General features: G+C 69.6%; 28 protein-coding genes. 15 read left to right on the forward strand and 13 right to left on the reverse strand.

Features of this window, described 5'->3' with window-relative positions; genetic code table 11:
- Window positions 1–8: 8 nt before the first annotated feature.
- The 6 genes from U4E84_RS06040 to U4E84_RS06065 all read right to left on the reverse strand — a co-directional run bounded on the left by U4E84_RS06040 (window position 9) and on the right by U4E84_RS06065 (window position 4,719).
- On the reverse strand, window positions 9–797 hold the full coding sequence (locus tag U4E84_RS06040; RefSeq protein WP_322531195.1) for a mechanosensitive ion channel domain-containing protein: 789 nt from the start codon (window positions 795–797) through the stop codon (window positions 9–11).
- Between the two features lie 5 nt (window positions 798–802).
- Window positions 803–1,612 (reverse strand): diadenylate cyclase DacZ, encoded by an 810-nt coding sequence (gene dacZ / locus U4E84_RS06045; protein WP_322531196.1) that lies wholly within the window; start codon window positions 1,610–1,612, stop codon window positions 803–805.
- A 94-nt stretch (window positions 1,613–1,706) separates the two neighbouring features.
- Window positions 1,707–2,027, reverse strand: a complete 321-nt coding sequence (locus U4E84_RS06050) for a hypothetical protein (RefSeq protein WP_322531197.1) — start codon at window positions 2,025–2,027, stop codon at window positions 1,707–1,709.
- A gap of 126 nt (window positions 2,028–2,153) precedes the next feature.
- A complete protein-coding gene (locus U4E84_RS06055; RefSeq protein ID WP_322531198.1) occupies window positions 2,154–2,681 on the reverse strand; it encodes a hypothetical protein in 528 nt (175 codons plus the stop codon).
- A 61-nt stretch (window positions 2,682–2,742) separates the two neighbouring features.
- The gene (locus U4E84_RS06060; RefSeq protein WP_322531199.1) at window positions 2,743–3,960 is read right to left on the reverse strand and encodes a hypothetical protein; all 1,218 of its coding nucleotides are present in this window, start codon (window positions 3,958–3,960) and stop codon (window positions 2,743–2,745) included.
- A gap of 9 nt (window positions 3,961–3,969) precedes the next feature.
- Window positions 3,970–4,719 (reverse strand): GNAT family N-acetyltransferase, encoded by a 750-nt coding sequence (locus U4E84_RS06065; RefSeq protein WP_322531200.1) that lies wholly within the window; start codon window positions 4,717–4,719, stop codon window positions 3,970–3,972.
- 641 nt (window positions 4,720–5,360) lie between these two features.
- Between U4E84_RS06065 and U4E84_RS06070 the strand changes: the two genes are divergently transcribed.
- The 6 genes from U4E84_RS06070 (at window position 5,361) to U4E84_RS06095 (ending at window position 9,670) form a co-directional block, all read left to right on the forward strand.
- Window positions 5,361–5,795 carry a hypothetical protein gene (locus U4E84_RS06070; RefSeq protein ID WP_322531201.1) on the forward strand — a complete coding sequence of 145 codons (435 nt, stop codon included), beginning with the start codon at window positions 5,361–5,363 and terminating at the stop codon, window positions 5,793–5,795.
- Between the two features lie 39 nt (window positions 5,796–5,834).
- Window positions 5,835–6,794, forward strand: a complete 960-nt coding sequence (locus U4E84_RS06075) for an AI-2E family transporter (protein WP_322531202.1) — start codon at window positions 5,835–5,837, stop codon at window positions 6,792–6,794.
- Window positions 6,697–7,509 (forward strand): manganese catalase family protein, encoded by an 813-nt coding sequence (locus U4E84_RS06080; RefSeq protein ID WP_322531203.1) that lies wholly within the window; start codon window positions 6,697–6,699, stop codon window positions 7,507–7,509. Before U4E84_RS06075 ends, U4E84_RS06080 begins: the two co-directional genes overlap by 98 nt.
- 144 nt (window positions 7,510–7,653) lie before the next feature.
- Window positions 7,654–8,193 (forward strand): metal-dependent hydrolase, encoded by a 540-nt coding sequence (locus U4E84_RS06085; RefSeq protein WP_322531204.1) that lies wholly within the window; start codon window positions 7,654–7,656, stop codon window positions 8,191–8,193.
- A 99-nt stretch (window positions 8,194–8,292) separates the two neighbouring features.
- The gene (locus U4E84_RS06090; RefSeq protein WP_322531205.1) at window positions 8,293–8,493 is read left to right on the forward strand and encodes a hypothetical protein; all 201 of its coding nucleotides are present in this window, start codon (window positions 8,293–8,295) and stop codon (window positions 8,491–8,493) included.
- Window positions 8,494–8,563: 70 nt separating this feature from the next.
- Window positions 8,564–9,670: an aldo/keto reductase gene (locus U4E84_RS06095; RefSeq protein ID WP_322531206.1), complete on the forward strand. Its 1,107-nt coding sequence runs from the start codon at window positions 8,564–8,566 to the stop codon at window positions 9,668–9,670.
- Between the two features lie 24 nt (window positions 9,671–9,694).
- On the opposite strand, the gene U4E84_RS06100 is transcribed toward U4E84_RS06095, so the two are convergent.
- Window positions 9,695–10,150, reverse strand: coding sequence for a DUF4112 domain-containing protein (locus tag U4E84_RS06100; RefSeq protein WP_322531207.1), 456 nt, complete (start codon window positions 10,148–10,150; stop codon window positions 9,695–9,697).
- A 134-nt stretch (window positions 10,151–10,284) separates the two neighbouring features.
- Window positions 10,285–10,455, reverse strand: coding sequence for an HVO_0758 family zinc finger protein (locus U4E84_RS06105; RefSeq protein ID WP_322531208.1), 171 nt, complete (start codon window positions 10,453–10,455; stop codon window positions 10,285–10,287).
- A gap of 180 nt (window positions 10,456–10,635) precedes the next feature.
- Between U4E84_RS06105 and U4E84_RS06110 the strand changes: the two genes are divergently transcribed.
- The 3 genes from U4E84_RS06110 to U4E84_RS06120 all read left to right on the forward strand — a co-directional run bounded on the left by U4E84_RS06110 (window position 10,636) and on the right by U4E84_RS06120 (window position 13,729).
- On the forward strand, window positions 10,636–11,820 hold the full coding sequence (locus tag U4E84_RS06110; RefSeq protein ID WP_322531209.1) for an MFS transporter: 1,185 nt from the start codon (window positions 10,636–10,638) through the stop codon (window positions 11,818–11,820).
- A gap of 112 nt (window positions 11,821–11,932) precedes the next feature.
- A complete protein-coding gene (locus tag U4E84_RS06115) occupies window positions 11,933–13,150 on the forward strand; it encodes a glycosyl transferase family 2 (protein ID WP_322531210.1) in 1,218 nt (405 codons plus the stop codon).
- Between the two features lie 3 nt (window positions 13,151–13,153).
- Window positions 13,154–13,729: a hypothetical protein gene (locus tag U4E84_RS06120; RefSeq protein WP_322531211.1), complete on the forward strand. Its 576-nt coding sequence runs from the start codon at window positions 13,154–13,156 to the stop codon at window positions 13,727–13,729.
- Between the two features lie 29 nt (window positions 13,730–13,758).
- Here the strand turns inward: U4E84_RS06120 and U4E84_RS06125 are convergent, their stop codons facing one another.
- Window positions 13,759–14,139 (reverse strand): thioredoxin, encoded by a 381-nt coding sequence (locus U4E84_RS06125; protein ID WP_322531212.1) that lies wholly within the window; start codon window positions 14,137–14,139, stop codon window positions 13,759–13,761.
- Between the two features lie 126 nt (window positions 14,140–14,265).
- Between U4E84_RS06125 and U4E84_RS06130 the strand changes: the two genes are divergently transcribed.
- From U4E84_RS06130 to U4E84_RS06150, 5 genes are all read left to right on the forward strand, one after another.
- A complete protein-coding gene (locus U4E84_RS06130) occupies window positions 14,266–15,183 on the forward strand; it encodes a PLP-dependent cysteine synthase family protein (protein ID WP_322531213.1) in 918 nt (305 codons plus the stop codon).
- A 96-nt stretch (window positions 15,184–15,279) separates the two neighbouring features.
- A complete protein-coding gene (locus U4E84_RS06135; protein ID WP_322531214.1) occupies window positions 15,280–16,452 on the forward strand; it encodes an MFS transporter in 1,173 nt (390 codons plus the stop codon).
- Between the two features lie 269 nt (window positions 16,453–16,721).
- Window positions 16,722–17,528, forward strand: a complete 807-nt coding sequence (locus U4E84_RS06140) for a hypothetical protein (RefSeq protein ID WP_322531215.1) — start codon at window positions 16,722–16,724, stop codon at window positions 17,526–17,528.
- A gap of 8 nt (window positions 17,529–17,536) precedes the next feature.
- Window positions 17,537–18,205: a hypothetical protein gene (locus tag U4E84_RS06145; RefSeq protein WP_322531216.1), complete on the forward strand. Its 669-nt coding sequence runs from the start codon at window positions 17,537–17,539 to the stop codon at window positions 18,203–18,205.
- Complete coding sequence (locus U4E84_RS06150; RefSeq protein ID WP_322531217.1) at window positions 18,202–18,822, forward strand: hypothetical protein; 621 nt, start codon at window positions 18,202–18,204, stop codon at window positions 18,820–18,822. Before U4E84_RS06145 ends, U4E84_RS06150 begins: the two co-directional genes overlap by 4 nt.
- A 188-nt stretch (window positions 18,823–19,010) precedes the next feature.
- On the opposite strand, the gene U4E84_RS06155 is transcribed toward U4E84_RS06150, so the two are convergent.
- On the reverse strand, window positions 19,011–20,249 hold the full coding sequence (locus U4E84_RS06155; protein WP_322531218.1) for a mandelate racemase/muconate lactonizing enzyme family protein: 1,239 nt from the start codon (window positions 20,247–20,249) through the stop codon (window positions 19,011–19,013).
- Between the two features lie 150 nt (window positions 20,250–20,399).
- Here U4E84_RS06155 and U4E84_RS06160 point away from each other — a divergent pair, with 150 nt between their 5' ends.
- On the forward strand, window positions 20,400–20,861 hold the full coding sequence (locus tag U4E84_RS06160) for a TRAM domain-containing protein (RefSeq protein WP_322531219.1): 462 nt from the start codon (window positions 20,400–20,402) through the stop codon (window positions 20,859–20,861).
- A 31-nt stretch (window positions 20,862–20,892) separates the two neighbouring features.
- Here the strand turns inward: U4E84_RS06160 and U4E84_RS06165 are convergent, their stop codons facing one another.
- From U4E84_RS06165 to U4E84_RS06175, 3 genes are all read right to left on the reverse strand, one after another.
- Complete coding sequence (locus U4E84_RS06165) at window positions 20,893–21,993, reverse strand: geranylgeranyl reductase family protein (RefSeq protein WP_322531220.1); 1,101 nt, start codon at window positions 21,991–21,993, stop codon at window positions 20,893–20,895.
- 41 nt (window positions 21,994–22,034) lie between these two features.
- Entirely contained in the window at window positions 22,035–23,342 is a 1,308-nt protein-coding gene (locus U4E84_RS06170) for an HAD family hydrolase (RefSeq protein ID WP_322531221.1), read from the reverse strand.
- Between the two features lie 67 nt (window positions 23,343–23,409).
- Window positions 23,410–25,614 (reverse strand): thioredoxin domain-containing protein, encoded by a 2,205-nt coding sequence (locus U4E84_RS06175; protein ID WP_322531222.1) that lies wholly within the window; start codon window positions 25,612–25,614, stop codon window positions 23,410–23,412.
- Window positions 25,615–25,655 lie beyond the last annotated feature (41 nt).

The raw sequence follows: 25,655 nt of genomic DNA on the forward strand, positions 1-25,655 counted from the left end.
CCCACCCCTCACTCGCGAACGAGGACGATCCCGTCGCGGAACACCGAGTGGTTCGGGACGACGTGCTCTTCGCCGTCGGCCTCGATCCGGGTGACGAATAGGTCGACCTCCTGGACGACCCCGCGCTGACCCACGACCTTGACCTCGTCGCCCACGCCGTACGGCTGCCGAAGGAGGAGGAACACCCCGGCGGCCGCGCTCGCGACGAGGTCCTTCGTCGCGAGCGCGGCGAACAGCACGACCGCGAACGCGTACGCCGCCAGGAGAACGACCAGCGCGAGCGTCTGTACGCCCACCTGTCCCAGCGCGATCAGGGCGGCGACGTACACGACGCTGTACTTCACGAGCGGCGGCAGCACGCCGAGTTCGGGGAGCTTGATCCCGCGGAGCCGCTCGGCGACGAGCAGCTCCGCCTTGTCGCCGACGACGACGCCGACGATCATGACGAACACGGCGACGAACAGCTGGGGGAGAAACGAGGCGACCGAGGACCAGAAGCGTTCGAGAAAGTTGACGTCCGCGACGGTGAGCGCGACGATGATCGCGACGGCGACGATGAAGTAGCTCGACAGCTTCGCCAGGATGTTCACCGTCGACGTGTCGAACTCCTGGACGGTGCGCTCGAAGGCAGTCCCCTCGATGGCGTCCGGGACGCCGGCCCGCGTCAGGAGCCGCCGGTTGATCACGCCGACGAGGTACGCCGCGATCAGGCCGATGCCCAGCACGATCAGGGCGAGCCAGAACCGATCCGGAACTCTCGACGCGTACTCGACGACCGCGTTCGGAACCGGTGACATGGGGATCAGTACTCCTCCGGATCGATCTCCAGAACGAGTTCGCCCGACTTGAACGCCCGAACGAGCCCGTCCGACTCCGAGAGGACGATCGCGGTGGCGTTCGTGTCCCGCGTGATCGCGCCGCCAGCCATGTGGCGCGCGCCGAGCCCCTTCGGGATGTCGACGCCCTCCGCGCCCGGCTCGAGGTAGCGGTACGCGGAGACGATCTTCCCGGAGTCGGAGACGACGAAGGCGCCGTCGAGCCGCGAGAACTCCTTGAGCATGACGTTGACGATGGGGTCGCCCACGTGGACGTGCGATTTCTCGAAGGGGTTGTACGACAGCGGGCGGGACTTGTTCATCACCTTCCCCGCGTCGCCGACGACGAACAGGGCGCCGACGGGCTTCCCCTTCTGTCCCTTCCGCCCGAGCTCGATCGCGACCTCGAAGACGTCGCGGATCACGCTCGGCTCCGCTCGGGTGTTGACGAACAGGTCGTAGATCCCGGTGTGGACCGTCTCGTCGACGGTGACGCGGATCACCGCGTCCGACCCCCCGTCGAAGACGGAGGCGATGCAGACGACCTCGTCGCCCTCGGAGACCAGCTCGGCGTCCATCGCGCCCTCGATCCCGAACCGGATCCGGTCCTTGACGTTGTCGAACGGGAGGGGAAGCTCGACGAACGTCTCGGCGCCGACGTCGTTGTCGGGGGCGACGACGACGATGTCCGTGTCGCCGTCCTCGAACCGGTCGTGAAAGGAGCTGGTCGGCGAGAACAGGAGCACCGCGTCCGCGTCCTCGACGAGGTCGGACAGGTAGTCGGTGAGCGAGGCCATTACCCGAACTGACTCTCGGACGACGTATAGTCGTTGTGTCGGCGTCGTGCGAGCGTCTGACGCCGGGGGTCGATCTCCCCCGTGTCCCGGCCGCTTACATCGACTCCTCGTCGCCCTCCTCGGCCTCCGTGTTGCCGCCGCGGTCCGTGTAGTTCTTCCGACCGATGGCCTCGTCACCGACCATCCCGACGATGCTCTGACGCACGTCGTCGGCGGAGTCGTAGGTGGCCTCGTCCTGGGGTCCCAACACCGTCCGGAGCGTCGAGGTGTCGTCTCCCAGCCCCACCTCGCGGTCGCCGTACCGCTCCAGTAACGCCCCCAGCTCGAGCGGGTATTCCTCGTCCTCGAGGTCGTCCGCCAGCGGACCGAGCTCCACGCCCTGCTTGCGGCTGTCGTCGTTCTGATCGGTCGTCATTCTCGGATAGTCGCGTCGAAGCCACTTACGCTCTGTGCCGGCCCCTGCAGGGTGATGGAGGCCCGCCCGTGTGTGGGCTGGCCGGTCCGAACGGCGGACGTCCGGGTTCGGTTCGACCCGACGCCCTCACTCGTACACCTCGCCCTTCCGGTCCCGGAAGCCGATCCACGTCCCGAGGGTCAGCCCGTAGACGACGTGCCCGACGTGGAATATCACCGCTTCGTCCGGCTCGAGTTCCTCGTCGAGAAGGAAGGGGAACAGGAACCGGGTTCCGAACGCGGAAAGGGCGAGGCCGTAGGCGGTGGAGAGCCCGATCACGCCGAGGCGGCGTTCGCGTTCGCTCCGGAAGTCCACGAGGCTGATCCCGACGCCGAACAGCCCGCCTGCGGTGGCCCCGTACAGGAAGTGTAAGAGCAGTCCCGTGGCGGGATGCGCTTCCGCATCACCGCCTCCGACGTATTTCGCCCAGAAGTCGGCGGTCGGCGGCAGCGCGCGGAAGACGGGGAACCGGTACAGGGTCATGAGCGCCGTTGCGAGCAGGCCACCGACGACGCCTCGAAGCAGCCCACGGAGGACGCCCGGTGCGGAACCGGCGGTCGGGCCGCGCTGTACGTCGATCCGTCGTCGACTCGCATCCAGTTCTCGAACAGTCACGTCGAGAGATATGTCGCGCGTCATGTTAACTGTGCCCACGGCCACCGCCGTCGACGCGCGCCTACGCACGGTCACGGAAGAGCGCGAGGTGCCGGAGCGCCATTCGGTTCTCGATCCCGCCCGCGAGGGCCCCCGACAGCACCCCCAGCGTGCTGATGAAGCCACCGACGCGGACGAGGTTGACAGGTCCGACGGAGGGGTCTTCGAGGCTCGGCCAGTTCGTCATCAGGTTCGGCGGAAAGACGGCGAGTTCGATCAGGAGCTTGATCGACCCGACGAGGACGAAGAGCCCCGTCATCGCGACGACGAGGATACAGAACACCGTCACGTTCACCAGCGCCATGTGTTCGGTGATCACTTGGCTGTGCTCGCGCGGGAAGAACAGACGCTGAACGTACAAGAGATGGACCGCGGCGGCAACGATGCTCCCGATGGCGAACAGCGCGGTGGTCCCGTTGGTCAGGTTCAACCCGACGTCCCACGCCTCGGCACTGAACACGAGGATCAGCGTCGGCGTCACCGCGGCCGTCGAGAGGCGCGGGAGCGAGAACGGGAGCAGCGGCGCGCGGCTCTGCAGCAGCGTCGCGGTAACGATACCCGGGTTCCGCGCGAGGCTGAGCGCGTGAAACCCCAGCCGTCGAAGCCGCCCTCGCGAGACGTCCTCTTCGGGGAGGCGGGCGGCGAGCTTCCGGAGGTGTTGCGTGATGTCCGCGTCGAACGGCGGGACGCTCCGTCGGTCGGGATCGAACGAGAACGGAGCCATCACGCCGCCATCACTGTGGTCCGCGCGGAACACGTGTCCGAAGAGATGTACGAGGAGGGTCGCGGCGTTCCAGCGGACAGCCGCCGAATCGAGCGCCCTGGCCGTCTCTCGGCCGGGTCTCCGCAGGAGCCGTCGCGTCGAGACGACGACCACGCGCGCGAGCGGAGACGCGAGCCCCTCGACGGAGCGCTCCTCGCGCGTGGTCAGGGGCACGTCGGTCACGACGACGACGAGGTCGTACGGGCGTTTCACCATGTGAAGCGCGGCTTCGTCGAGGAACTCGGACGGTCGCCGGGACGCGGCGTCGGTAAGCGGGTCCGGTTCGGCGCAGTGAACTCTCCAGGTCGCGTCCGTGGCTGCCGCGAGCGCGTCGACGCCGTCGCGGGTCGTCCGCTCGGCGAACGACTGCAGCGGCTCGACGTCCGTCCCCGGCGAGTGTGCGAAAAGAACGCCGACGTCGATTCCCGGTGCGGTCCCGTCGCCGCGCTGGTCCGCCGACCGAGAACCGTCTACCATTCGCCCGTCTCAGAGATACGCATCGTCCCACTCGTCGGCCAGGTGAGTGTTGCCACAGTCCCCGCACTCGAGCCTGTCGAGCCCGTCTATGGAGACGTTCGTACCGCCGCACTGCGAACAGAAGTACCCGTACGCCTCCTCCTCGCCGTCCCCAGCGTACACCGTGAAGAACGGGGCCTCGCTGCCGGGAACGCTCTCGTCCCGATCGACGGGTCGATCACCCCCGTCGACGGCGACGGACTCCGGGACCGCGACGGTCGGTTCGTTCGCCGTCGACGTCGACTGGCCCTCCGTGAACAGGGTGACGGCGAACTCCTCTCCGCCGACCAGTAGGTGGTCGTGACCGCCCCGTTTGAGGCCGAACCCTTCGAGGAACTCGCCGCCCTCGACGGCCTCGTCGAGGATACGCGCCGCGATCGGCGTCTCTGAAAACCGTTCGCGAACGCGATCGAGCAGCGCCGTGGCGACGCCCCCGCCCCGCGCCGCCGGATCCACGTGGAGCCATCGGACCGTCGCTTCCGTTCCGACTTCGACGGTTACGAAGCCGCGGACGGTGTCCGTGTCGTCGATCGTCTCCTCGACGACGAGCACCGCCGTGTCCGCGTCGTCGAGCAGGTCGTCCAGCGACGCGTCGTCGAACTCCTCTTCGAGTATCATCTCGATCTGTTCCGGACTGAGCGAGTACGACGCGCGCAGCGAGTCGCGCGCGATTGCTCTGATCTGTTCTCGGTCGCCTGGCTCCGCGAAGCGTACGTTCATGTGAGGTGGTCGGTTGTGACTTTCGGACGACGTGGACGGTTGTGCGCGAACGCACCGACGTCTCGCACTCGAGAGAGGGGTTCTACGGGAGACGGACCGAACGCTCCAGTGGACCGTGTCACCAGCCCGGGCGGGTCTCGTCGTCAGAGGCGGTCTCGACGCTAGCGGCGTCGAGTCCGTCGGCGTCTCCGTCGGTCTCCGTCGGTGCTGCCTCGTCTCGCATGTGGTCCGACGAACGACGCTTCCGAGACTAACGGTTCTGCTTGCCTATGTAAGGCGTATTTACGACTCGCAACCGAGCGACGTGACCTCGCCTCCTGCGGCTCCGGCGTCGAGGCGGAAGCCCGTCGACCGGCGTGCGTTCGCCGGCTCGTGCGCCGTCGAACAGTGGCATCGACTCCTTTCGGCGATCAGCGCGGGAAAAGGGGCCCGACGCCTGCGCTCGCAAGGCGTTGATTAGCCAACCGCGATCCGGCCTACGTGCGGGTCTCAGCCTCTCTCCGCGTAACGTTCAATAACGTCGGAGCTCCAAAATTCAACGTGGTTGACGTGTCTCTCCACGACCCGATCGCCCCGGGACGTCTCGCGCCCGAAACGGGCGTCCGACCCACGGGGGCGGCGCCTCTCGCCGAGGTAGTGACATGGACCGGGGTATGAACGGACTCGCGGACCAGCTGCCGTCCCGTAGCCGCCTCGGCTGGTGGGTGTTCGTCCTTCTGCTCGGCCTGGCGGTCGCGTACGTCGTCGGCTCGTTCATCGGGCTCGTCGTCCTGGGCCTGTTCGGCTACTACGCCACTCGACCGATCTGCGACCGGCTCCGTTCGGTGACGGGCTCTCGACACCTCGCGGCGACGCTCACGGCCCTGTCGGTCCTGGTCCCGATTCTGATACTCTTCGTTCTCGTCGGCCTCCGTCTGTTTCAGGTCGTCCAGCGGGAGTTCGAAGGCGGGGAGTTCGTCGACACGCTCGTCGGCCGGATCACCGGCGTCGACGCCCTCCCGATGGAACAGCGCGAGCGGCTGGTGTCGGTGCTGTCGAACCCCTCGTCGGTCTTCGACGCGGGCGGCTCGTTCTGATCCAGTGCGGGGACCGCCCTGAGCGCGCTCCAGGGCGTATTGGGCGGGCTGTTTCTGCTCGGACTCGCGACGACGCTGGCGTACTTCCTGCTCGCCAACGATTCCGACATCTCCGAGACCCTGATCGAACTGATCGGGGGGCGGGACTCGACGGCGTACACCTACGGCGTCGCGGTCGACGCCGACCTGGAGTCCGTGTTCTTCGGCAACCTGCTGTTCGTCGCCGCCATGTCCGTCATCGCGACCGTGACGTACGCGGCGACGAACCTCGTGGCGCCGCCGGGGCTCCAGGTCCCGATGGTGCTCGTGGCCGGTTTCCTGACCGGGCTGGCGAGCCTGCTCCCCGTCGTCGTCGGCAAGATCGTCTACGTGCCCATGGTCGCCTCTCTCGGCTTCCAAGCCATCACCAGCGACCAGGGCCAAGGGAGCCTCGCGTTCGTCGGGGCCGTCCTCGTGGCCTATGTGGTCCTCCTGGACATCCTGCCGCAGTCGTTTTTGCAGCCGTACCTGTCCGGCCGTCGGATCGACCCGATCCTGCTGTTGTTCGCCTACCTGATCGGACCGATCCTGTTCGGGTGGTACGGGTTCTTTCTCATGCCGATCCTGTTCATCCTCGTCCTCGAGGCGATCCGAATCGTCCTTCCGGAACTGCTCAGCGGGGAGCCGATCCGCCCCGAGGCCACTGTCGCGGAGGAGGTCGGAACGGACCCGGAGGAGGTCGGGACGACCCTGAGTCCGAACACGACTCCGAGCCCGAATCCGACCCGGATCCGGACGAGCGTTGAGGACACGGGTCGGGAGCTCGCTGGGTCACGCGCGACTCCGCGAACGGGGGTACGTCAAAACCGGCCGGCACTCGCAGGCAGGACGCTTTTGCGAACTCTCGCTGTTCGTTCACTCCATGTTCTACCACGACGACCAGCTCCAGTTCGAGGTCGAAGTCGAGACCCCCGACCCCCGGTTCGCGAAGATGCTCCAGCAGGCCATCGGCGGCGCTGAGGGTGAGATGCGCGTCGCCCTGCAGTACATGTTCCAGGCGTTCGCAGTCCCGGCCGAGAAACAGGAGATCAGGCGGTTCCTGATGGAGACCGCGACGGAGGAACTCGGCCACATCGAGATGCTCGCGACCGCGGTCTCGAAGAACCTCGAAGGAGCCTCCAAGGAGGCTCGCGAGTCCGCCCGTGAGGACCCTATCATCGACGAGCTGATGCGCACTGGCCAACCTCGACAGGCCCTCTCGGCGGGCTTGCACGCGATGCCCGTCGACAGCAACGGAGTCCCCTTCACCGGCAACTACGTGGTCGCCTCGGGGAATCTGGCCGCCGACATGTACGCGAACGTCATGGCCGAGTCCACCGGACGCGTACTCGCCACCCGGCTGTACGAGTTCACGGACGACCCCGGCATGAAGGAGATGCTGGAGTACCTCATCGCCCGAGACACGATGCATCAAAACCAGTGGCACGCCGCGCTAGAGAGCCTCGGCGAACACCGCCCCGTCCCGGCGAGCTTCGATCAGGAGAAGGAGAATCAGGAGCACAACTACTCGTTCATGTCGACTGCCCGCGAGGAACGGGTTGACCCGAAACAACCGTGGACGCAGGGCGAAGCGCCCGACGGGAAGGGTGAATTCAGCTACGCGCCCCGTCAGCCCGGAGGTGGCGCTCCCGACCTCAAGGCGGCGATCGACGAGATGTACAACGAAGTTCGGTGACCCTTCCCACGCAACGATGCGCGCCGTAGTTGCGGTCGAGACGCCGACAGGGGTGGCTATCGCCCGGGGCACCCGAGCCGTCGCGATCCGGCCGGCGTCACGCTCCCCAGGAGGCGAGTCAACGGCTCCGGAGGTTCCGCTCCGATGGTAGACGTGAGCGGCCACCTGGGCATGGCGCTGCTCTGGCTCGCCCCGGCGTGGTTCATCGTCGACTGCCGGAGAACGGCGGTAGCGTTCGTCCTGGTGGGCACTCCCTTCGGGATGCTGCCGGACGTCGACCTGGTGCTTCCGAGGCTCGTCCCGACCGTGAAGCACCACGGGGTGTTCCACACCGTCCTCGTGGTGACGCTCCTCGCCGCGGCCATCGGCCCGCTCGTCGGGACGCTCCTCGAGCGGATCGACGGCGAGACGGACTGGCTGTCCACCGAGACGGTGCGCCACAGCGCTCGGTTCGGCTTCCTGGCGGTCTGGATCTCCGGACTCGCCCACCTCTCCGCGGACGTCCTCTCGGCACCGGACATCGCCGATTCCATCGAACCCTTCTGGCCGATTTACCCGCATTCGCTCGGTATCGACCTCGTCTGGTACAACGATCCGCTGGTCAATTGGGGACTGCTCGCCGCCGGCGTCCTCGTCAACGTCGGGCTGTACCTGTCCACCGGCGATCGGTCCCGCTCGGAGTGAGCGGGACCGACGCTGCGGCGACCAGGCGAGGTGGGCCCGCGAAGAAGAACTTGCGAAAGCAAGCCCGCCGCTATTCCCCCTCCCTCTCGTAGTCGACCCATGACGACACTACCATTCGGCGGACGAACGCTCTGGAGACTGGGTATCGCGTCGACCCTGCTGGACGCCGCCGCGGCGTTCGTCCGTCGGGACGTCCGGACTGGGGTTCTCTTGCTCGGTGCGGCCGTCGCGTCGATATGGGTGCCGGGACTGGGCGTAGTCGCCTCCGTTCTCGCCCGGCTCTTCCGGAAGTTCCGGTGAGGCCGGCGTCCGGCCCTCGGGGCCGCTTCCCGCGCGACTTTTACCCGCGAGGCGCCACGATCGGACGAACATGGCGACCCGCGAAGCGCTCTGGGCCTACCGCGACCGGTTCGGCGACGCCTTCGGGCGGACCTACTTCCGACGCTTCGGCCCGGGCGTGGCCTCCAGCGTCGGGATCGGCACCTACCTCGGCGAGCCGACCGCCGCGGTCGACGACGCCTCCCGCGAGGCGATCGGGCTCGCGCTCCGCTCCGGCGTGAACCACGTCGACACCGCGGTCAACTACCGGTGCGGACGCGCCGAGCGCGTCGTCGGCGAAGCGGTCCGGGACTCCCCGATCGACCGCGACGCGGTCGTGGTGGCGACGAAGGGCGGGTTCCTCCCGTTCGACGGCGATCGCCCGGACGACCCCTCCGCCCACGTCCGCGAGCGCTTCCTCGAGCCGGGGATCGTCGCCCCAGGAGACCTCGCGAACGGCGCTCACGCCCTCGCGCCCGACTACCTGGAGTGGTCGCTGGACCGCTCGCTGGACCGGCTCGGAGTCGACGCGGTCGACTGCTACTACGTCCACAATCCGGAGACGCAGCTCGCGGCCCGACCGCGAGAGGAGGTGTACGACCAGCTGGAGGCCGCCTTCGAGGCCCTGGAGCGACGGCGGGCGGCGGGCGACCTCGGCGCCTACGGCGTCGCGACGTGGGACGCCTTCCGCGTCCCCGAGGATCACGATCGGTACCTCTCGCTCGCGGAGGTACTCGCGCGAGCCGAGGCCGCCGGCCGGACGGTCGGCACCGGCGACGACCACGGTCTCGAGGTGATCCAGCTCCCGTTCAACGTGGCGATGGCGGACGCGTTTACGCGGGCGAACCAGCGGTCGCCCGGCGGCGGCTCCGGTCCCGTCTCGACCCTGGCACTCGCCCACCAGGCGGGACTCTCCGTGGTGACGAGCGCGAGCATCGGGCAGGGGGAACTCGCGGTCGAGGGAGCGATCCCCCCCGACGTCGACGCGGTCCTCGCCGGCGAGACGCCGGCTCAGCGCGCGCTCAACTTCGCTCGGAGCGCGCCCGGAGTCACCTCCTCGCTCGTCGGCGCGACCGACGTCGACCACGTCCGCGAGAACGTCGCCGCGGGCACCTTCGACCCGCTCGGCGCGTCGGCGTTCGACGCCGTCTTCGAGTGAGAAGACGCGAGACGGAGCTGCCGTTCAATTGATCTCGATCTCGGTTCGCTCGCCTGGTGACCGAGCGGAGCGGTCGTACCCCGTCTCGAGATCGGTCAGTACCAGTTCGAAATTGCGCTTGTTGGCCTTCCAGGCGGCGTCGAAGATATCGCCCGCCACTGGAACCGCTCCCCCGACCACGTCTACGGAGATGTTCGCGATCAGCTTGAGCAGCGTCGCGTAGGACACGCCGAGACGAGCCGCCTCGAGCACGATGTACAGGGAGATTCCCCCGGTGAGGACGTCTCCCGCCCCCGGGAGCACACCGAGCAGCGGATCGACGCCGATACGGTAACCCGTTCCGGGAACGCGGATCCCCTCGTCGAGAACGTACGCCACGAACTGCATCCGCCTGACCGCCGCCCGGTCGACCGACTCCGGGAGGCGTTCTATCCTGTCGTCGAACTCGGTCAGCAGCTCGCTCTCCTGTTCACTTCTCATGGGCACCGTACGGGGCCCCGCCGCATAAATCGCTCACCGGTGAGCGGACGAGCGGTCGCACGAGAGGTCACGAGAGACCGCGCCGCGCGCCGCCGGGAAGGGCGCGGCCGACGCCGTTGCGGCGAGGTCCGGCGTCAGCGAAGCTCCTTGTACCGGGTTTCACACTCGGGACAGACGCGGACCGAGAACACCTCGTCCGGGTCGTTCTTCTTCTTCAGGACCTTCTCGCAGTCGGCGCAGTTCAGCCGCTCGTAGGTGTCCTTGAACAGGTCGCCGTCTCGGAGGCCCTTCCGCGTCGATATCATGTGCCTGAGTTGCGCGCGGGAAGTATAAAAACCCCGTACGACGCGAGTCGGACGCTCGGCGGCCCGGACGCGGCGAACCCGCCGGCGTCGAGACGACGTGCGGGGCGCCGCGTCACGCTACGGCGTACCGCCCCGCGTCGATTTCGCAACGCTTGTCTCCCGGCGTCGAGTAGGCCGCCCGTGTCACGGACTCGGCTGTTCGGATCGCTCTGTGCCCTCGTCTTCCTCGTCAACTTCGCCCGCGTCGTGTTCGCACCCCTCGTGGGCGAGTTCATCGGGGAGTTCTCCATCGGCGAGGGGACCGCCGGGCTCATCGTCACGCTCGCGTGGCTCGGCTCGGCGGCGCCGCGGCTCCCGGCCGGCTGGGCGCTCACGCGGCTCTCTCGCGAGCTCGTGATCTTCGTCTCGGGCGCGATGCTGACGCTGGGCGCGCTCGGCGTCGCGCTGGCGCCCGGCGTGCCGACGCTGATGGCGGCCGCGTTCGCGATCGGCCTGGCGTCCGGCGTCTACTTCGTCGCCGCGAACCCGTTCGTCGCCGAGCTGTTCCCGCAGCGCGTCGGGCGCGTGATGGGCGTCCACGGAATGGCGAGCCAGCTCGCCGCGGTGGCCGCCGCGCCGGTCGTCACGGTCGCGCTGTGGTACGACTGGCGGCTGGCCTTCCACGGGCTCGCGCTCGTCGCCGCCGCGACCACCGTCGCCTTCGTCCTCCTGGCCCGGCGGACGGCCCTCCCGGACGCCGGCACCGGCGACACCGACTTCGTCGGCGGTGCGCTCTCCGAGTGGAAGCTCATCCTCGCGGGCGTCGTGCTGATGGGGCTCACGAGCTTCGTCTGGCAGGGACTGTTCAACTTCTACGAGCTGTACATGGTCGACAAGGGGCTCTCCGGGGCGGCCGCGCGCAACCTGCTGACGGTGATCTTCGCGGCGGGAGTCCCGGCGTTCCTCGTCTCCGGCGACCTCGCCGACCGCCTGCCCCACGTCCCGTACCTGCTCGGGATCGTGACGGCGTTTCTCGCGAGCGTCGTCCTCGTGGTCGTCTCCTCCGGGTTCGTCGCCGTCGTGCTCGCCAGCGTCGCCGTCGGCTTCACGATCCACATGCTGTTCCCCGCGAGCGACACCTACCTGCTCGCGTCGCTGCCGGACGAGTCCCGGGCGTCGGCGTACGCCGTCTATTCCGCCGGGATGATGTCGGCGCAGGCGGCCGGGTCGTGGGTCGTCGGCGAGGCGATCGAGGCCGGCGTCACGTACGACGCCGCCTTCCTCGCGCTCGCCGGGGGGCTCGGCGCGGTCGTCGTCGGGTACGCCGTCCTGGAGCGTCTCGGACGCGTTCCGGGCGGCGCCGCCGGCGCCGAGTCGGTCGCGTGACCCCCGCCGGCGGCGGGTCGATTTTGCGACCGCCGCCGCGCGGACGGGGAGCGACCGGCACCGCCCTCGGGTATCGCACCTATTTTGAGCGTCCCTCCCCTGTGTATCCGTAATGGAGTACGTGCAAGAGCGCGTGACGACGCTGCACGCGTTGACCGACCACCGGCCGGACGCCCCGACCGGCCGGGCGGCGGTCGTGGTGCCGATGACCGAACGCGAGTACGGCACCCTCGCGGCCGATCGCGTCCTCTCGGCGCTCGAGGAGGTCGCGCCGGCTCGCGTGATCGTTCCGCTCCGTGCCCCTCGGGAGAGCGTCGGGCCCTTCGCGCGGTGGCTCGACGGCTTCGACCTCGAGGTGGAGACGCTCTGGTGCGGGGGCCCGCGGCTGACCCGCCTCCTCGCGAATCACGGGCTCGACGGGACCCGCGGAAAGGGTCGCGACGTGTGGCTCGGGCTCGGTCGGGCGCTGGAGGAGGAGTACGTCGTCGTCCACGACGCCGACACGAAGACGTACTCGCCGGCGTTCGTCGACCGACTGCTGTTCCCGGTCGCGAACGGGCACGCGTTCTCGAAGGGGTACTACGCGCGCGTGGAGGACGGAGCGCTGTACGGCCGGCTGTTCCGGCTGTTCTTCCGACCGCTCGTCCGCGCGCTCGCCGACGCCACCGAGCGCCGCGAACCCGGCGTGATCGAGTACCTCTCGGCGTTCCGATACGCGCTCGCCGGGGAGTTCGCGGCGACGACCGACCTGGTCTCACGGCTTCGGATCCAGCGCGGCTGGGGACTGGAGGCGGGCATCCTGGGCGAGGCGTTCGCGCACGCCGGCTTCGCGGGGAGCGCGCAGGTCGACCTGGGCCGCTACGAGCACGACCACCGCTCGGTCGACGGCCCGACCGGACTCGCGGACATGAGCCGGGCGGTGGGCGAGGCGACCCTCAGAGCGGTCGAGGACGGCGGTATCGCCGTCGACTACGACGGGCTCGCCGACCGCTACCGCGAGGCCGCGGCAGAGCTGATCGACGGCTACGCGGACGACGCCGCGTTCAACGGACTCGACTACGACCGCGAGGACGAGCGCTCGCAGGTCGAGACGTACGCCGGCGCCCTCGTCGAGCCGGGACCGGACACCCGGCTGCCGACGTGGCGCGACGCGCCGATTACGCCCGCCGAGGTCGCCGACGCGGCAGCGACCGACCTCGCGGCAGCGACCGACGACGCGGCCGACGCGGCGACCCGAGCCGCCGGCGAGGCCGCCGACGCCGACGTCCGCGGAAACGCCCACCGACCGTCGGCGACTCCGCCCTCCGACCCCGCGCCGGGGGAGGACTGACGGATGCCCGAGGAGAGCGGTTCGGACGGCGCCGGGGCGGACGCCCCCAGCGCGGCGGCGCGCGACGACCTCGCGGGCGTCGTGGACCTGTTCGGCTGGCTCACCCGCGCGGAGCTCTCGCGCGCGCTCTCAGAGCTCGCGTTCAAGCGACGGGCCGAGGTCGACGACGACGCCATCGCCGCGGCCATCGACGTCGCCGTCGCGGAGTACGCCCTGGTGCCGGCGCCGCCCGCGGCGCTCGCGGAGGGAGGTGACGCGCCGACGGACGTGGTCGACCCGGACGCTGGACTCGACGCCGACGAGGTCGCCCTCGCGGTCGGTCCCGCGGCGTTCCCCTCACTCCCGACCGACGCCGAGGACCTCCCGCACATCCTCGACGTGCCCGAACGCGGCGTGGACCGCGAGGCGCTCTCGAAGGCGGTCCTCGCGCGGCTCTCCGAGGACGCGATCGCGGCGATTGGGGAGGGCGACGCCGACCGGCTGGAGGTCCTCGCCGCCGTGACCTACGACGTCGAGGCGTGGGCGCCCGTCGACGCCGGGGAGATTCGCGAGCGGATCGTCGCCGAGCTGGACGCCTGAGTGGCCGGGAACAGAACGCTGTCCCCGTCTCAGGCGTTCGCTTCTCCCTCGGCGAGCTCTCGCGCGAGGAACTCTGCGATGGGGACGTCCGCCTCCTCGACGAAGCGGGCGAGCTCCTCGCCGTCGGCGCCCTCGACCACGACGGTCGGGATCCGCTCGATCCCGTACTCGTCGACGCCCTCGCCCTCCTTGCCGTCCGGCCCCTTCGTGACCGGGAAGTCCTCGATCCGCTCCCCGGGGACACCCGCCGCGTCGAGCGCCGCCGCGAACGCGGGGAGCTGTCGCCGACAGTCGCCGCACCAGTCGCCGCCCCACACCTTGAACCGGTAGTCGCCGTCCCCGAGCGTCGCGAGGACCTCGTCGTCGAGCGCGTCGGCGTCGTCGTCGGGGGCGAGCGTTTCGAGCGTCATTGCCTCCCGGTACGCCGTGAGGTCATGTAAATCGCGCGCCGGTGGCAACGCGACGGCCGTCGGAGACGTGGCGTCACTTGCCGCGGTCCGTCGAGCATTTGAGCCCCGACCACGTTCGTCGGTCCAATGGACGACGACGTGCTGGAGGGGCTCGGCTCGCCGCTGGTGCGGGTCGACTCGCCGCCGGACACGACGGTGGCCGCGAAGGTCGAGTCGCGCAACCCGGGCGGCTCCGCGAAGGACCGCCCGGCGCTGTACATGGTCGAGGCCGCCGAGGAATCTGGCGAGCTGACGCCAGGCGACGGCATCGTCGAGCCCACCTCGGGCAACACCGGCATCGGACTGGCGATGGTCGGCGCCGTGAAGGGGTACGACGTGACGCTCGTGATGCCGGACGGCAAGTCGATGGAGCGCCGCCGGCTCATGCGCGCGTACGGCGCCGACGTCGAGCTCGTCGACGGCGACATCTCCGCGGCCAAGGCGCGCGCCGACGCGCTCGAAGCCGAGGCGGGGATGGTCCAGCTCCGCCAGTTCGAGAACCCCGCGAACCCGCGGGCCCACTACGAGACGACGGGCCCGGAGGTCGTCGAGCAGGTCGGCGACCGCACCGTCGACGCGCTGGTCGCCGGGGTCGGTACCGGCGGCACCGTCTCCGGGGTCGGTCGGCGGCTCCGCGAGGCGTTCCCCGACGTGCGGATCGACGCGGTCGAGCCCAGCGACAACGCCGTCCTCTCCGGCGGCGAACCCGGCGTCGATCGCTTCCAGGGAATGGGGCCGGGGTTCGTGGCGCCGAACCTCGACGTCGACCTCATCGACGAGGTGCACACGGTCGACATCGAGGACGCCGAGGCCGAGTGCCGCCGGCTGGCCCGCGAGGAGGGGATCCTCGTGGGACAGTCCTCCGGCGCGTCGAACCTCGCGGCGAAGGACGTCGCCGCGGAGCTCCGTGACTCGGGTGCGTACGCGGGCGACGAGCCGCTCGTCGTCACCGTGTTCTGGGACAGCGGCGAGCGGTACCTCTCGGCCGGGACGTTCGACGGGTAGGAGAGGCGGACCCGCGTCCCGCACGTCGCCGCCGTCTCTTCCGGAACCGAAAGCGTTGACCCCGGACCGGACCGACCACCTCTCAGTGACCGTCGGATGAGCTGGCAGTACCGCCACACGGTGCTGTCGCTGTGTATGCTCGCGTTCCTGGTGACGTACTTCGCCAGGCTGGCGATCAGCCCGGTCGTCCCGCTCATCGTCGACGACTTCGCGGTGTCGAACACCGCCATCGGAGTCGCGCTCTCGGGGATGTGGCTGGCGTACGGCACCGCCCAGTTCCCCAGCGGCGTGCTCGCGGACCGACACGGCGAGCGGATCGTGATCCTCGTCGCCGTCGGCGGGACGACGGCGATGAGCCTCGTGCTCGCGCTCGCGCCCGTCTTCCCCCTGTTCGTGCTAGCGGCGGTGGTGCTGGGGCTCGTCGCCGGCCTCCACTACGCGGTGGCCACGACGCTCCTCTCGCGCACCTTCGACGACATCGGCACCGCGTTCGGGCTCCACTCCGCGGGCGGCCCGCTTGCGGGGCTCGTGGCGCCGGTCGCGGCGGCGTGGGTCGGGGTCCGATTCGGCTGGCGGCCCGCGGTCGCGCTGGCCGCCCTGGTCGGCGCGCCGGTGTTCCTGCTGTTCGCGTGGCGCGTCCGTCCGACCGAGCCGCGACGTCCCGACCAGCCGATGCGGGACCGGTTCGCTGTCGCGCCGCTCGTCGAGCTCCTCTCGCGACCGAGCATCCTCCTCCCGCTGTTCGTCGCGATGGCGGGCACGTACGTGGTGCAGGGCGTGATGTCCTTTCTCCCGACGTTCCTCGTCGAGTTCCGCGGGTTCTCGCCGTCGTTCGCCGCCGGCGTCTTCTCCGCGTTCTTCGTCGTCCGGGCGGTCGCACAGGTGGTTCTCGGGCGGGTCTCGGACAGCGTGGGTCGCGACGCCGCCATCGGCGCGGCCATGCTCGCGGGCGCGCTCGGGATCACCTCGTTCGTCCTCGGCCCCGGGATCGCCGGCGTCGGCGTCGCCGTGCTGCTGGCCGGATCCGGATCGAGCTTCTTCTCGGCGATCGACCCGCGGTTCATGGACGCGCTCGGCGACGCGGAGCGAGGGGCAGGGTTCGGGCTCGTCCGGACCGTCTACACCGTGATCGGCTCCGCCGGCTCCGTCGGCGTCGGACTGGCGGCCGACCTGTTCGGCTGGGGCGTCTCCTTCGCGATCCTGGCGCTGCTGTTCGGGCTCACGTTCGCCCTGCTCGTCGCGAACTGGGCGCTCGACACGGGATACTGAGCCAGGAACCGGATACCGCTCCCACCCATCGAGCGTGGCGGGAGCGTCCCGCGTTCACCGCCTGCCCCGACGCGTGCCGACACCTCCGAGACGGGGTCGATCGGCACCTCGATCCCGTCACCCTGTTTCCGGTGAACGGACCGTCGATACCGTCGAATCCGTCGTCCTTCGAGAGCGCGGATCGGTTCGTCCCGCGTACTTCTCTCAACTCACAACCATTGTTAATTGATATCATATATAATTATAATGATCTATTACGATCGTCGGGCATGCCACCCCAAGCGTCCGACGTCGTAGACCAACTGAGCAGAGTCGACGAGATCGGATTCCCGGAGTTCACTCACAAACTCATCAGCGACACGTTCGACGCGACCGTGTCGTCGATGATCCGCCAGCAAGAGGCGTACGCGGAGCTCCTCGAACAGGTCGTCACCAGTATCGAGCAGTTCGAATCGGACAACGTCACGCCGCTAGAGATCGACGCGTGGATCCAATCCAACGCGCCGATGGAGGACGACGAGTCCACGATCGGTACCCCCGACGACCCGGGGGAACTCGAATCCGAGGCGGCCGAGAGGCTCGAATCCAAGCTCGCCGGTCCGATGGAGGAGCTGGAGGTCTCGTCGATCCCGAGCGGGAGCCTCGACGAGAGCGACGTCCATCAGATCCGCATGCTCGTCCGACGGAAGATCTCACGACCGCGTCAAGAGGCGTTGGAGGAACTCGTCGAGCAGGGGATAGTCCGGATCGTCCTCGACGAGGGAACGATCGAGACGCGACTCAAGTTCGAGGCCGAGGGGCGCGAAACCGACGAGGTCACCGAGAGGGAGTACGATCGTACCCGGACAGGCGTGAGCGGGTCCGGACGCCTGCTCACGTCGATTCTCGGCGTCGGCGTCGGCGGGGGATACCAGAACATCGACGTTTCGACCCGCCGGGAACGGCGCGAAAGCGAGGTCGAGGTCGAGGGAGAGATATTCGGCCGAGTCGAACTCAACCTCCGTGGGGACTACCAGCCGCTCCGCACGCCCGAATCGGAACCGGAGGAGGGTGAGTCCGAGATTCCGCCACAGTAACCCGACCGATGGTGGATCTCTCCCAGTTGGTGACGGGCGTCGTCCTGGAGAGCACGACCGGCGTTGCCGCCGCCGAAGTGGAAGCCGCGGCCGAACGCGCCGCGTTCCGCGAGTCGCTCGAACGCGACCCCACGGCGTTCACCGACCGCGTGGAGGTGACCGAGTTCCTCCGCGAGCGGTTCCCGCCGTTCGAGCGAGACCCCCGAAGTGCACTCCGTCCCTACGTCGATACCGAGGTGCTATACGAGGCGCTCGGCGAGTGGGAATCCGGCGAGACCGGCGTCCTCCCGGGCAGTCCGTACGTTCACCCGGAGCGCTTCCCCGCCGGAGGGCTCTCGGAGACGCCACCCGTGGAGCGGGTTCTGGGCGTCGAAATCCCGGAGCGGGAACTGGAGGTCACGGACGGGTTCGCGCTGTTCACGAGGTCGGCGGTCCGCACCGTCCGCGACGCGGTCGCGAAACGGATCGGTCGACGACGCCTCGAAGCCAGACGGACGGTGGCGGAACAGGGGTATCCCCGACCCGTCGTCGAGGGGATCGACGTCGAGACGAAGGTCACGTTCGGGTCGGCGCTCGACGCCACGCTGTTCGACGCGCACTACGCCGAGTCGGCGTCGTCGGGCGCGGTCGGATCCGTCAGGACCGAACTCCACTTCGAAGACGAGAGCCCACCGTGACGCTCACGCTCTCGGAACTGACGCGTCGCGTCTACGACCAGCTTCGGGAGGCGACCGACGACATCGACGCCGACCGCGAGACCGTCGACGGTCGGTCGCTGGCGCTGACCGCGGTCGACGTGGACGTCCCCGTCGGCTTTCTCGCGGAGCCCCCCGACGCGGTCGACTCCGCGAACGAGCCGACGGGCCTCGCCGTGAACGTCGACGAGGGCGACGGGCTCGTCTCCCTCTCGTTCCGTCCACGCCCGCCGCCAGAGAAGACGGGCGACGACGGGTCGAGCCGACGCGAGCGGGGCCTGAACCGGCTCGGCTCCCCGGAAAGACGACCGGGAGCGGCCTCCCGAGCGGGGTCGGAGGGCGCCGAGAGACGCGCTACGGAGCCGAGCGGATCGACCGTCGACGATCTGCGTTCGCTGGGTACCGATCCGACGACCGCCCGGCTCTTGGCGGCGCGTGATATCGGAGTCGCGGAGCTCGCGGATCTGTCGGAAGCGGAGGTGTACGACGAACTGCAGACCGCGATACAGCACGCACCGAACGTGAGTTCCGAGTGGTACGAGCCGGACATCCGGCGGCTGTCACGGCTGATCGCGAACGCGTCGGAGCGCTCCTCGTGAGCGCGGTCGCGGGGCTCAAAAACACGTGGCAGTTCGCGGAACGACCGGTCGAGACGGTCGTCGCCGACGCTGACCGACGGAACCGACTCTTCGTCCGCTCGAACACCGGCCGACGGCGCCGGGCGCTCCCGACGAAGCTACGCTTCGTCGAACTGCGGAAATCTTCTACTTCCGCGCTTGACGTCGGCTTACGCCTCGTCAAACAACGTCTCGCCCTCGACCATGTGCTCTTCGACGGCGTCCATGTCCAGCGTGACGCCGAGACCCGGCTTCTCTGGGACCTCGATGCGACCGTCCTCGATGACGTCTTCCTCGACGAGGTCCTCCCACCAGCCCAGCTCGTAGGAGTGGTACTCGATCGCGAGCGAGTTCGGGATCGCTGCGCCGACGTGCGTCGCCGCCAGCGTTGCGACCGGCGAGGCGACGTTGTGCATCGCGACCGGGACGTAGTACTGGTTCGCCACGTCGGCGATCTTGCGGGTCTCCCGCATCCCGCCGACCTTAGGCAGGTCGGGCGCGACGATGTCGACGGCCTGGCTCTCGATGAGCCGCCGCAGTTCGGTGACGCGGTAGCGGTTCTCCCCGACCGCGATCGGCGTGATCGTGTTCTTCGTGACCTCCTCCTGCACCTCGAGGTTCTCCGGCGGCACGGGGTCTTCGAGCCACCACACGTCGTACTCCTCGATGGCGTCCGCGAGCCGCATCGCGGACCCGCCCGAGAACGTCCAGTGGCAGTCGAACGCGACGTCGGCCTCGTCTTTCACGCGCTCGGTGACCGTCTCGACGATCTCAGCCTTGTGACGGATCTCGCCGGGGCGGAGGTGGCGGTTCGCGCGGTCCTTCTCGAACCCCGAGGGGACGTCGAGGTCGAACTTCAGCGCGTCGTAGCCGAGCTCGTGGACGACGCGCTCGGCCTCGTCGGCGCAGGCCTCGGGGTCGGCCTCCTCCTCGGTGTGGCAGTCGCAGTAGACACGCAGCTCGTCGCGGTACTTCCCGCCGAGCAGCTGGTAGGCGGGCACGTCGAGGATCTTGCCGGCGAGGTCGTGGAGGGCGACCTCGATCCCGGAGATCGCGGTGACGGTGACGCCCTCGACGGAGCCCTCGCCGGACATCTTCTGGATCAGGTGCTCGTACAGCCGGTCGATGTCCAGCGGGTTCTCGCCGACGACGAACGGCTTCATGCGCTCGATGAGCTCCGGCACGCCGGCGCCCCAGTACGCCTCGCCGGTGCCGACGACGCCCGCGTCGGTGTACACGCGAACAAGCGTCCACGGGAAGTTCCCGTCGACCATCGTGGTCTGGACGTCCGTGATCTCGACGTCGCGGTCACCGCCGCGCGAGCCCGTGACGCCCATCGTCTCCGCGGAGAGTTCCCGCATCGTGTACTCGGCGTTCGGGTCGTGGAGCGACTCGTAGTTCCTGCTCATGACCGCCGATTCATTCGGAACAGGGTAAACGTTTGTGTTTGTCGGCACTCCGAGAGGTGACCCGGCAACGCTCGCCCGCTCTCGGACCCCCCCGATCGCGCCGGGTGATAAATAGGGAGCTTTTCATTACCGTGCGCGCAACGTAGATCCATGGTCGAGATCACCGATTCGCTCGCGTGTCTGTTCACCGGAGAGGTCGAGGAGCGCGACGGCGACCACGTCGTCGCCGTTCCTTCGTCGGAGATCGAACACGGGGCGATCGCCCCCGACGAGACGTATCGCGTAGCGCTCATACAACGCGATGGCGGGGTCGGTAGCGACGCGCCGACGGAATCCGAAGCCGCCGCGTCGGCTGACCGAGACGTCGTCGGCAACGGTGACCGCGGGTCCACGGCGCGCTCTCCCGTGAGCGACGCCGCCGGACCGCCGGTCTCCGAGGGCGACGTCCGCGAGGTCACCGTCGAGACGCTCGGCGACAAGGGGGACGGCATCGCGAAGATCGAACGCGGCTACGTCGTCATCGTCCCCGACTCCGAGCCGGGAGACCAGCCGACCGTGGAGATCACGAGCGTCCGCGAGAACGTCTCGTTCGCCGAGGTCGTCGAGGAGTAGGGCCGCTGTTCGACCGCCGGCGCAACCGCGGTCACTCCGGCGGGTCGCTCCGCGAGAACAGCCGCCGGAGGTGCGCCGGCGAGAAGAACGAGCTCGGGCGGTCCATGTGGACGCCGATCTCGCCCGAGAGGGCCCACAGCCCGAGCCGCTGGACCGGCTCCGGCAACGAGTAACACCGCCGGATCGCGCTTCCGAGCCGAATCTCCCTGCCGAGCGCGTCGCGCCAGCCGGCCTCGTAGTCTGCGAGCGTCGACGGGTCCGCGGGGTCGATCGCCTCGGCGGCCACGTCGGCCGCGGTCATTCCGTACAGGATCCCCCCGCCGGTGAACGGCTTCGTCTGCGCGGCCGCGTCGCCGATCAGGAACGCGCGTTCCGTGGTGACCCGCTCCGGGGGGCCGACCGGAATCGCGCCCGAACAGAACCGGTCGGTCGTCGCCCCGTACGCGTCGGTGAGCCGGTCGAACATCGCGGTGACGTCGTCGCTCGGGGGCGCCGCGAGCCCGTACTCGACGCCCGCGTCGCCACGCGGGATCCGCCACGCGAAGAACGTCGGCGCGGTGAGGTGGACGTCGACGAGTTCGCCGTCGTCGGCCGCGTCGTCGAACGCGAGCACGCCGTGGAGCAGCTCTTCCGGCTCCGGGAGGTCGAGCGACCGGCGAACGCGAGATGTGGGGCCATCGCAGCCGGCGACCATCCGGGCCTCGACCGTCTCCACGTCGCCGCCGGGGGTCCGGACCTCGACGGCGACCCGGTCAGGTCGCTCGTCGACGTCGAGGACGGTGTGCCCCTCGCGGACGTCGGCGCCGGCGTCACGGGCGCAGTCGGCGAGCGTCCGGTCGAGCCCGACGCGGTCGATGACGTTCGAGACGGGGCGGTCTTTGTAAAACGGGTGCGCCGTCGACCCGGGGCCGCCGACGTGGAACCGCGCCCCGTACACGCGGTTCTGGAGGAGCCGGTCGCGAGCCTCGTCGGGTACGTACGCCCAGACGTCGTCGGAGACGTGCCCCGAGCAGGCCAACGGCTCGCCGACCGTTCCCTTCTCGAAGACGACGACGTCGCGGCCGGCCTCGGCCGCGCGCCGGGCGAACCGCGACCCCGGGGGGCCGGCACCGACGACGACGAAATCGTGCATGGGCGGAGCGTCGTGGCGGACGCTTATAATTACGACGCGACTTACTCGAGCCGAGCGAGCAGGTTGAGGACGTAGGCGGTGCGTAGCGTCCGCTCCGAGGCCCCGCGATCGAACACCAGCTCGTCGCGGTCGAGCACGTGCGAGAGGACGTCCGCGGAGGCGTGCTCCGGCGCGGCGGCGACGCCCAGATTCCGGTCGGCGACCCACTCCATCACCCGGAGATCGGACTTGCTGTCGCCCATCACAAGCAGGAACGGGTCTCGAACCTCGAGCACTTCCAGCGCGGCCTCGACGCCGGCGACCTTGTCCAGCTCCAGCGAGCTGATCTCCGCGGCGTCACCCCGGTAGTAGCCGACGTCTATTCGGTCGAACAGCGCGGCGACCGGTTCCGGGACGTCGGCGAGCAGGATCGGGTCGAACGTCTCCGGCTCGTCGTCGTCGGCCTCGAGCACCTCGCGGATCTCGGGATCGGCCGCCGCGTAGTGGGCACGCGCCCACGCGGCGCCGCGCTCGGCGGAGGCGTCGTCGTCGTCCGCCGACCCGTCGCCTTCGCTGTCGCCGTCGGTCTCGACGTCGGCCCGCTCGACGACGACCGCGCCGAGCAGGTCGATCAGGTGGACGAGGCCGTCGTCGATCACGGCCTCCGCGTCCGGGCTCCCGGTCTCGAAGTTCGGCTTCAGGGTGACGTTGAACTCGTTTCCCTGGAGGTGACAGCCCCTCCGCACGTCCTGCGGAGCCTCGGGCAGGAGACGGGAGCGGACGTCGTCGAAGACGCCCCGCACCGACTCGTCGAGCTCTTCGTAGAGCAGGCGCTTCGTCCGCGAGCCGTGTCCCGGTGTGAACACGCCGTTGCCGGCCTCGTAGACGATCGAGAAGTCGCCGGAGTGCACCAGCTCGTTGCCGAGCCCCTGGATCATGAACCCCTTCACGTTCTCGAGGGTCTGACCGGTGCAGATGACGATCGGCACCCCCGAGTCGTGGAGCGTCGTCAGCATGTGCAGCGCCTCGCGGGGGATCTCGTTGTCGGTGCCGCCCGCCGACCGGAGCGTCTCGTCGACGTCCAACACCAGCCCGTTGACGGCGCGGCCGTACCGAGCGTGGAGGTCGAGCGCGGTGAACGCCGTCTCGCGGTCGGCGTGGGCTGCGACCTCCGCGAAGGTGGCGCCGCCCGGGAGCGCGTCGCGGATCTCGGATTTCAAGCGCTCCAGCTCGTCGCTCGCGTCCTCCCAGTGGTCCAGCGCCACGCGCGAGTCGACCGGCGGGAACAGGTCGACGAACGACTGGTGCTCGCGGAGCGTCTCGCAGTCGAACTCGTCGTACAGCCGATAGAGGAGGTCGTACCGCTCCATGCTCGCCCTCCGCTCCGGGGTCCGTAAAGGGTGCCGGCTCGGCGACGCGTGTCCTTCGTCGACGACGCTAGGCCGACCGCCGCTCCGTCAGCCACGTCAGCGCCGCATCGAGGTCGGTCTCCGGCGGCGAGCAGGTGCGACCCTCGCAGACGTACGCGGTCGGCTTGCCGTCGACGGCGTCGCGACCCGCCCAGATCGGCGGCGCCTCCTGCATCCCGAGCCGGTCCAGCCACGCGTCCAGCTCCGTCTCGGTCGGCGGGCGCGGCGCGACGAGTGCCCCCGGAAGGTAGCGCTCTCCGAGCGTCTCTCGCCACGCGTCCGGCACTACGTCGGCGGCGATCGTCGCCTCGACTCCGCCGGTCTCGACGCGTTCGGCCGCCCGCACGAGCGAGACGTGTTCTAAGGGGCTCGCGCGGATCCGATCGGCGTGGGTCGTCACGACCGCCTCCGCCACCGCGGCGAACTCGCGATCGGTCCTGAACCCGTCGAGCAGGGCGAGCGTCTCGGCCGCCACGCCGAGACTCGACGGCGTCGAGCGGTCGGTGAACTCCTGCGGGCGGGCGAATAGGGCGTCCCCGTCCGTCCCGTCGACCTCGTTGGCCTCCGGCTCCCGCGTGAAGTAGATCGTCCCGTCGTCGGCGTCGTAGAACTCCGAGACGATCGCCCCGGCCAGCTCTACGGCGAACCCGAGCGGCTCCGGGTCGCCGGTGGCGCCGTAGACGTCGAGCGCGCCGCGGGCGAGGAACGCGTGGTCGTCGAGGTACCCCGGACCGCGGACGTCGCCGTCGAGCCAGCGGCGGGCGAGCGCTCCCGTCTCCGCGTCGTACAGGCGCTCCCGACAGAAGTCGAGCGCCTCGCGGGCCGTCTCGGCGTACGGCTGGCCGAGGACGCCCCCCGCGCTCGCGAACGCGGAGATCGCCCGGCCGTTCCACGCGGCGAGGACCTTCTCGTCGCGGGCCGGCCGCGGGCGCGCCTCCCGCGCCTCGAACAGCGCGACGCGGGCGTCGGTGAGGCGCCCTCGGACCTCGTCGGTCGAGAGGTCGTGCTCCTGGGCCAGCTCCTCTATCGACGCCGCGATCCGCGGGACGGTCGTCCCCCGCTCGAAGTTCCCGCCCGCCCGGATTCCGTACCGGGCCTTCGCGAGCGACGCGGCCGGCTCGTCGAGGACGGCGTCGACCTCGGCCGGCGTCCAGACGTAGAACGCGCCCTCGACGTCGGCGTGTCCGTCGCCGTCGTCGCGCGCGTCTCCCCGCCGGCTCGCGGGCGGCGCGCTCCGCGCGTCGAGCGTGCTGAAGAAGCCGCCGTCCTCGTGGCGGAGCTCGCGGTCGAGGAAGCCCAACGACTCGCTCGCGATCCGGGCGTACGCGGGATCGCCCGTCAGGCGGTACCCGTCGAGGTACGCCAAGGGGAGCTCCGCGTTGTCGTACAGCATCTTCTCGAAGTGCGGGACCGTCCACTGCCGGTCGGTCGCGTATCGGTGGAACCCGCCCCCGATCTGGTCGTACATCCCGCCGCGGGCCATCCCGTCCAGCGTTCCGGTCGCGGCCGTGAGCGCGGCGTCTCGGCCGCTTCGGGCGTACGCGCGCATGAGCAGGTCGATTCGGCCCGGCATGGGGAACTTCGCGCCCCCGCTCCCGAACCCGCCGTACTCGTCGTCGTAGCCGCGGACCGCGGCGGCGGCCGCCTCGTCGAGGAGGTCGGTGCCGGGGGGGTCTCGATCGCTCGCGGGGGTCGGACCCTGCGTCGATTCCAACTCGTCGCGAGCGCTCGTCGTCCACTGCTCGGCCCGACGCCTCATCTCCTCGCGCTGCTCGGGGTCCGCCCACGACTCGGCGATGCGCTCGCAGAGGTCGCGGAATCCGGGCTGGTTCCGGCGCGGTTCCGGGGGGAAGTACGTCCCGACGTAGAATGGCTTCCCCTCGGGCGTACACCACGCGGAGAGCGGCCAGCCGCCCCCGCCCGTGACGAGCTGTGAGACGGTCATGAACGTGCTGTCGACGTCGGGACGCTCCTCGCGGTCGACCTTGATCGGTACGAACGACGCGTTGAGCACGTCGGCGACGGCCTCGTCCTCGAAGCTCTCCTCGGCCATCACGTGACACCAGTGACACGAGGAGTAGCCGATCGAGACGAACACCGGCGCGTCGTGCTCGCGGGCGCGCTCGAACGCGTCGTCGCCCCACGGCTGCCAGTGAACCGGGTTGTCCGCGTGCTGCTGGAGGTACGGGCTCGCCTCGCTCGCGAGGCGGTTCCGCTCCGTCGGCTGTGACATACCCGCGATTCGCTCCGACGCGGCAAAAACCCGTCACACGA

The organism is Halorubrum sp. AD140 (genome assembly GCF_034497445.1).
Lineage (GTDB): Archaea > Halobacteriota > Halobacteria > Halobacteriales > Haloferacaceae > Halorubrum.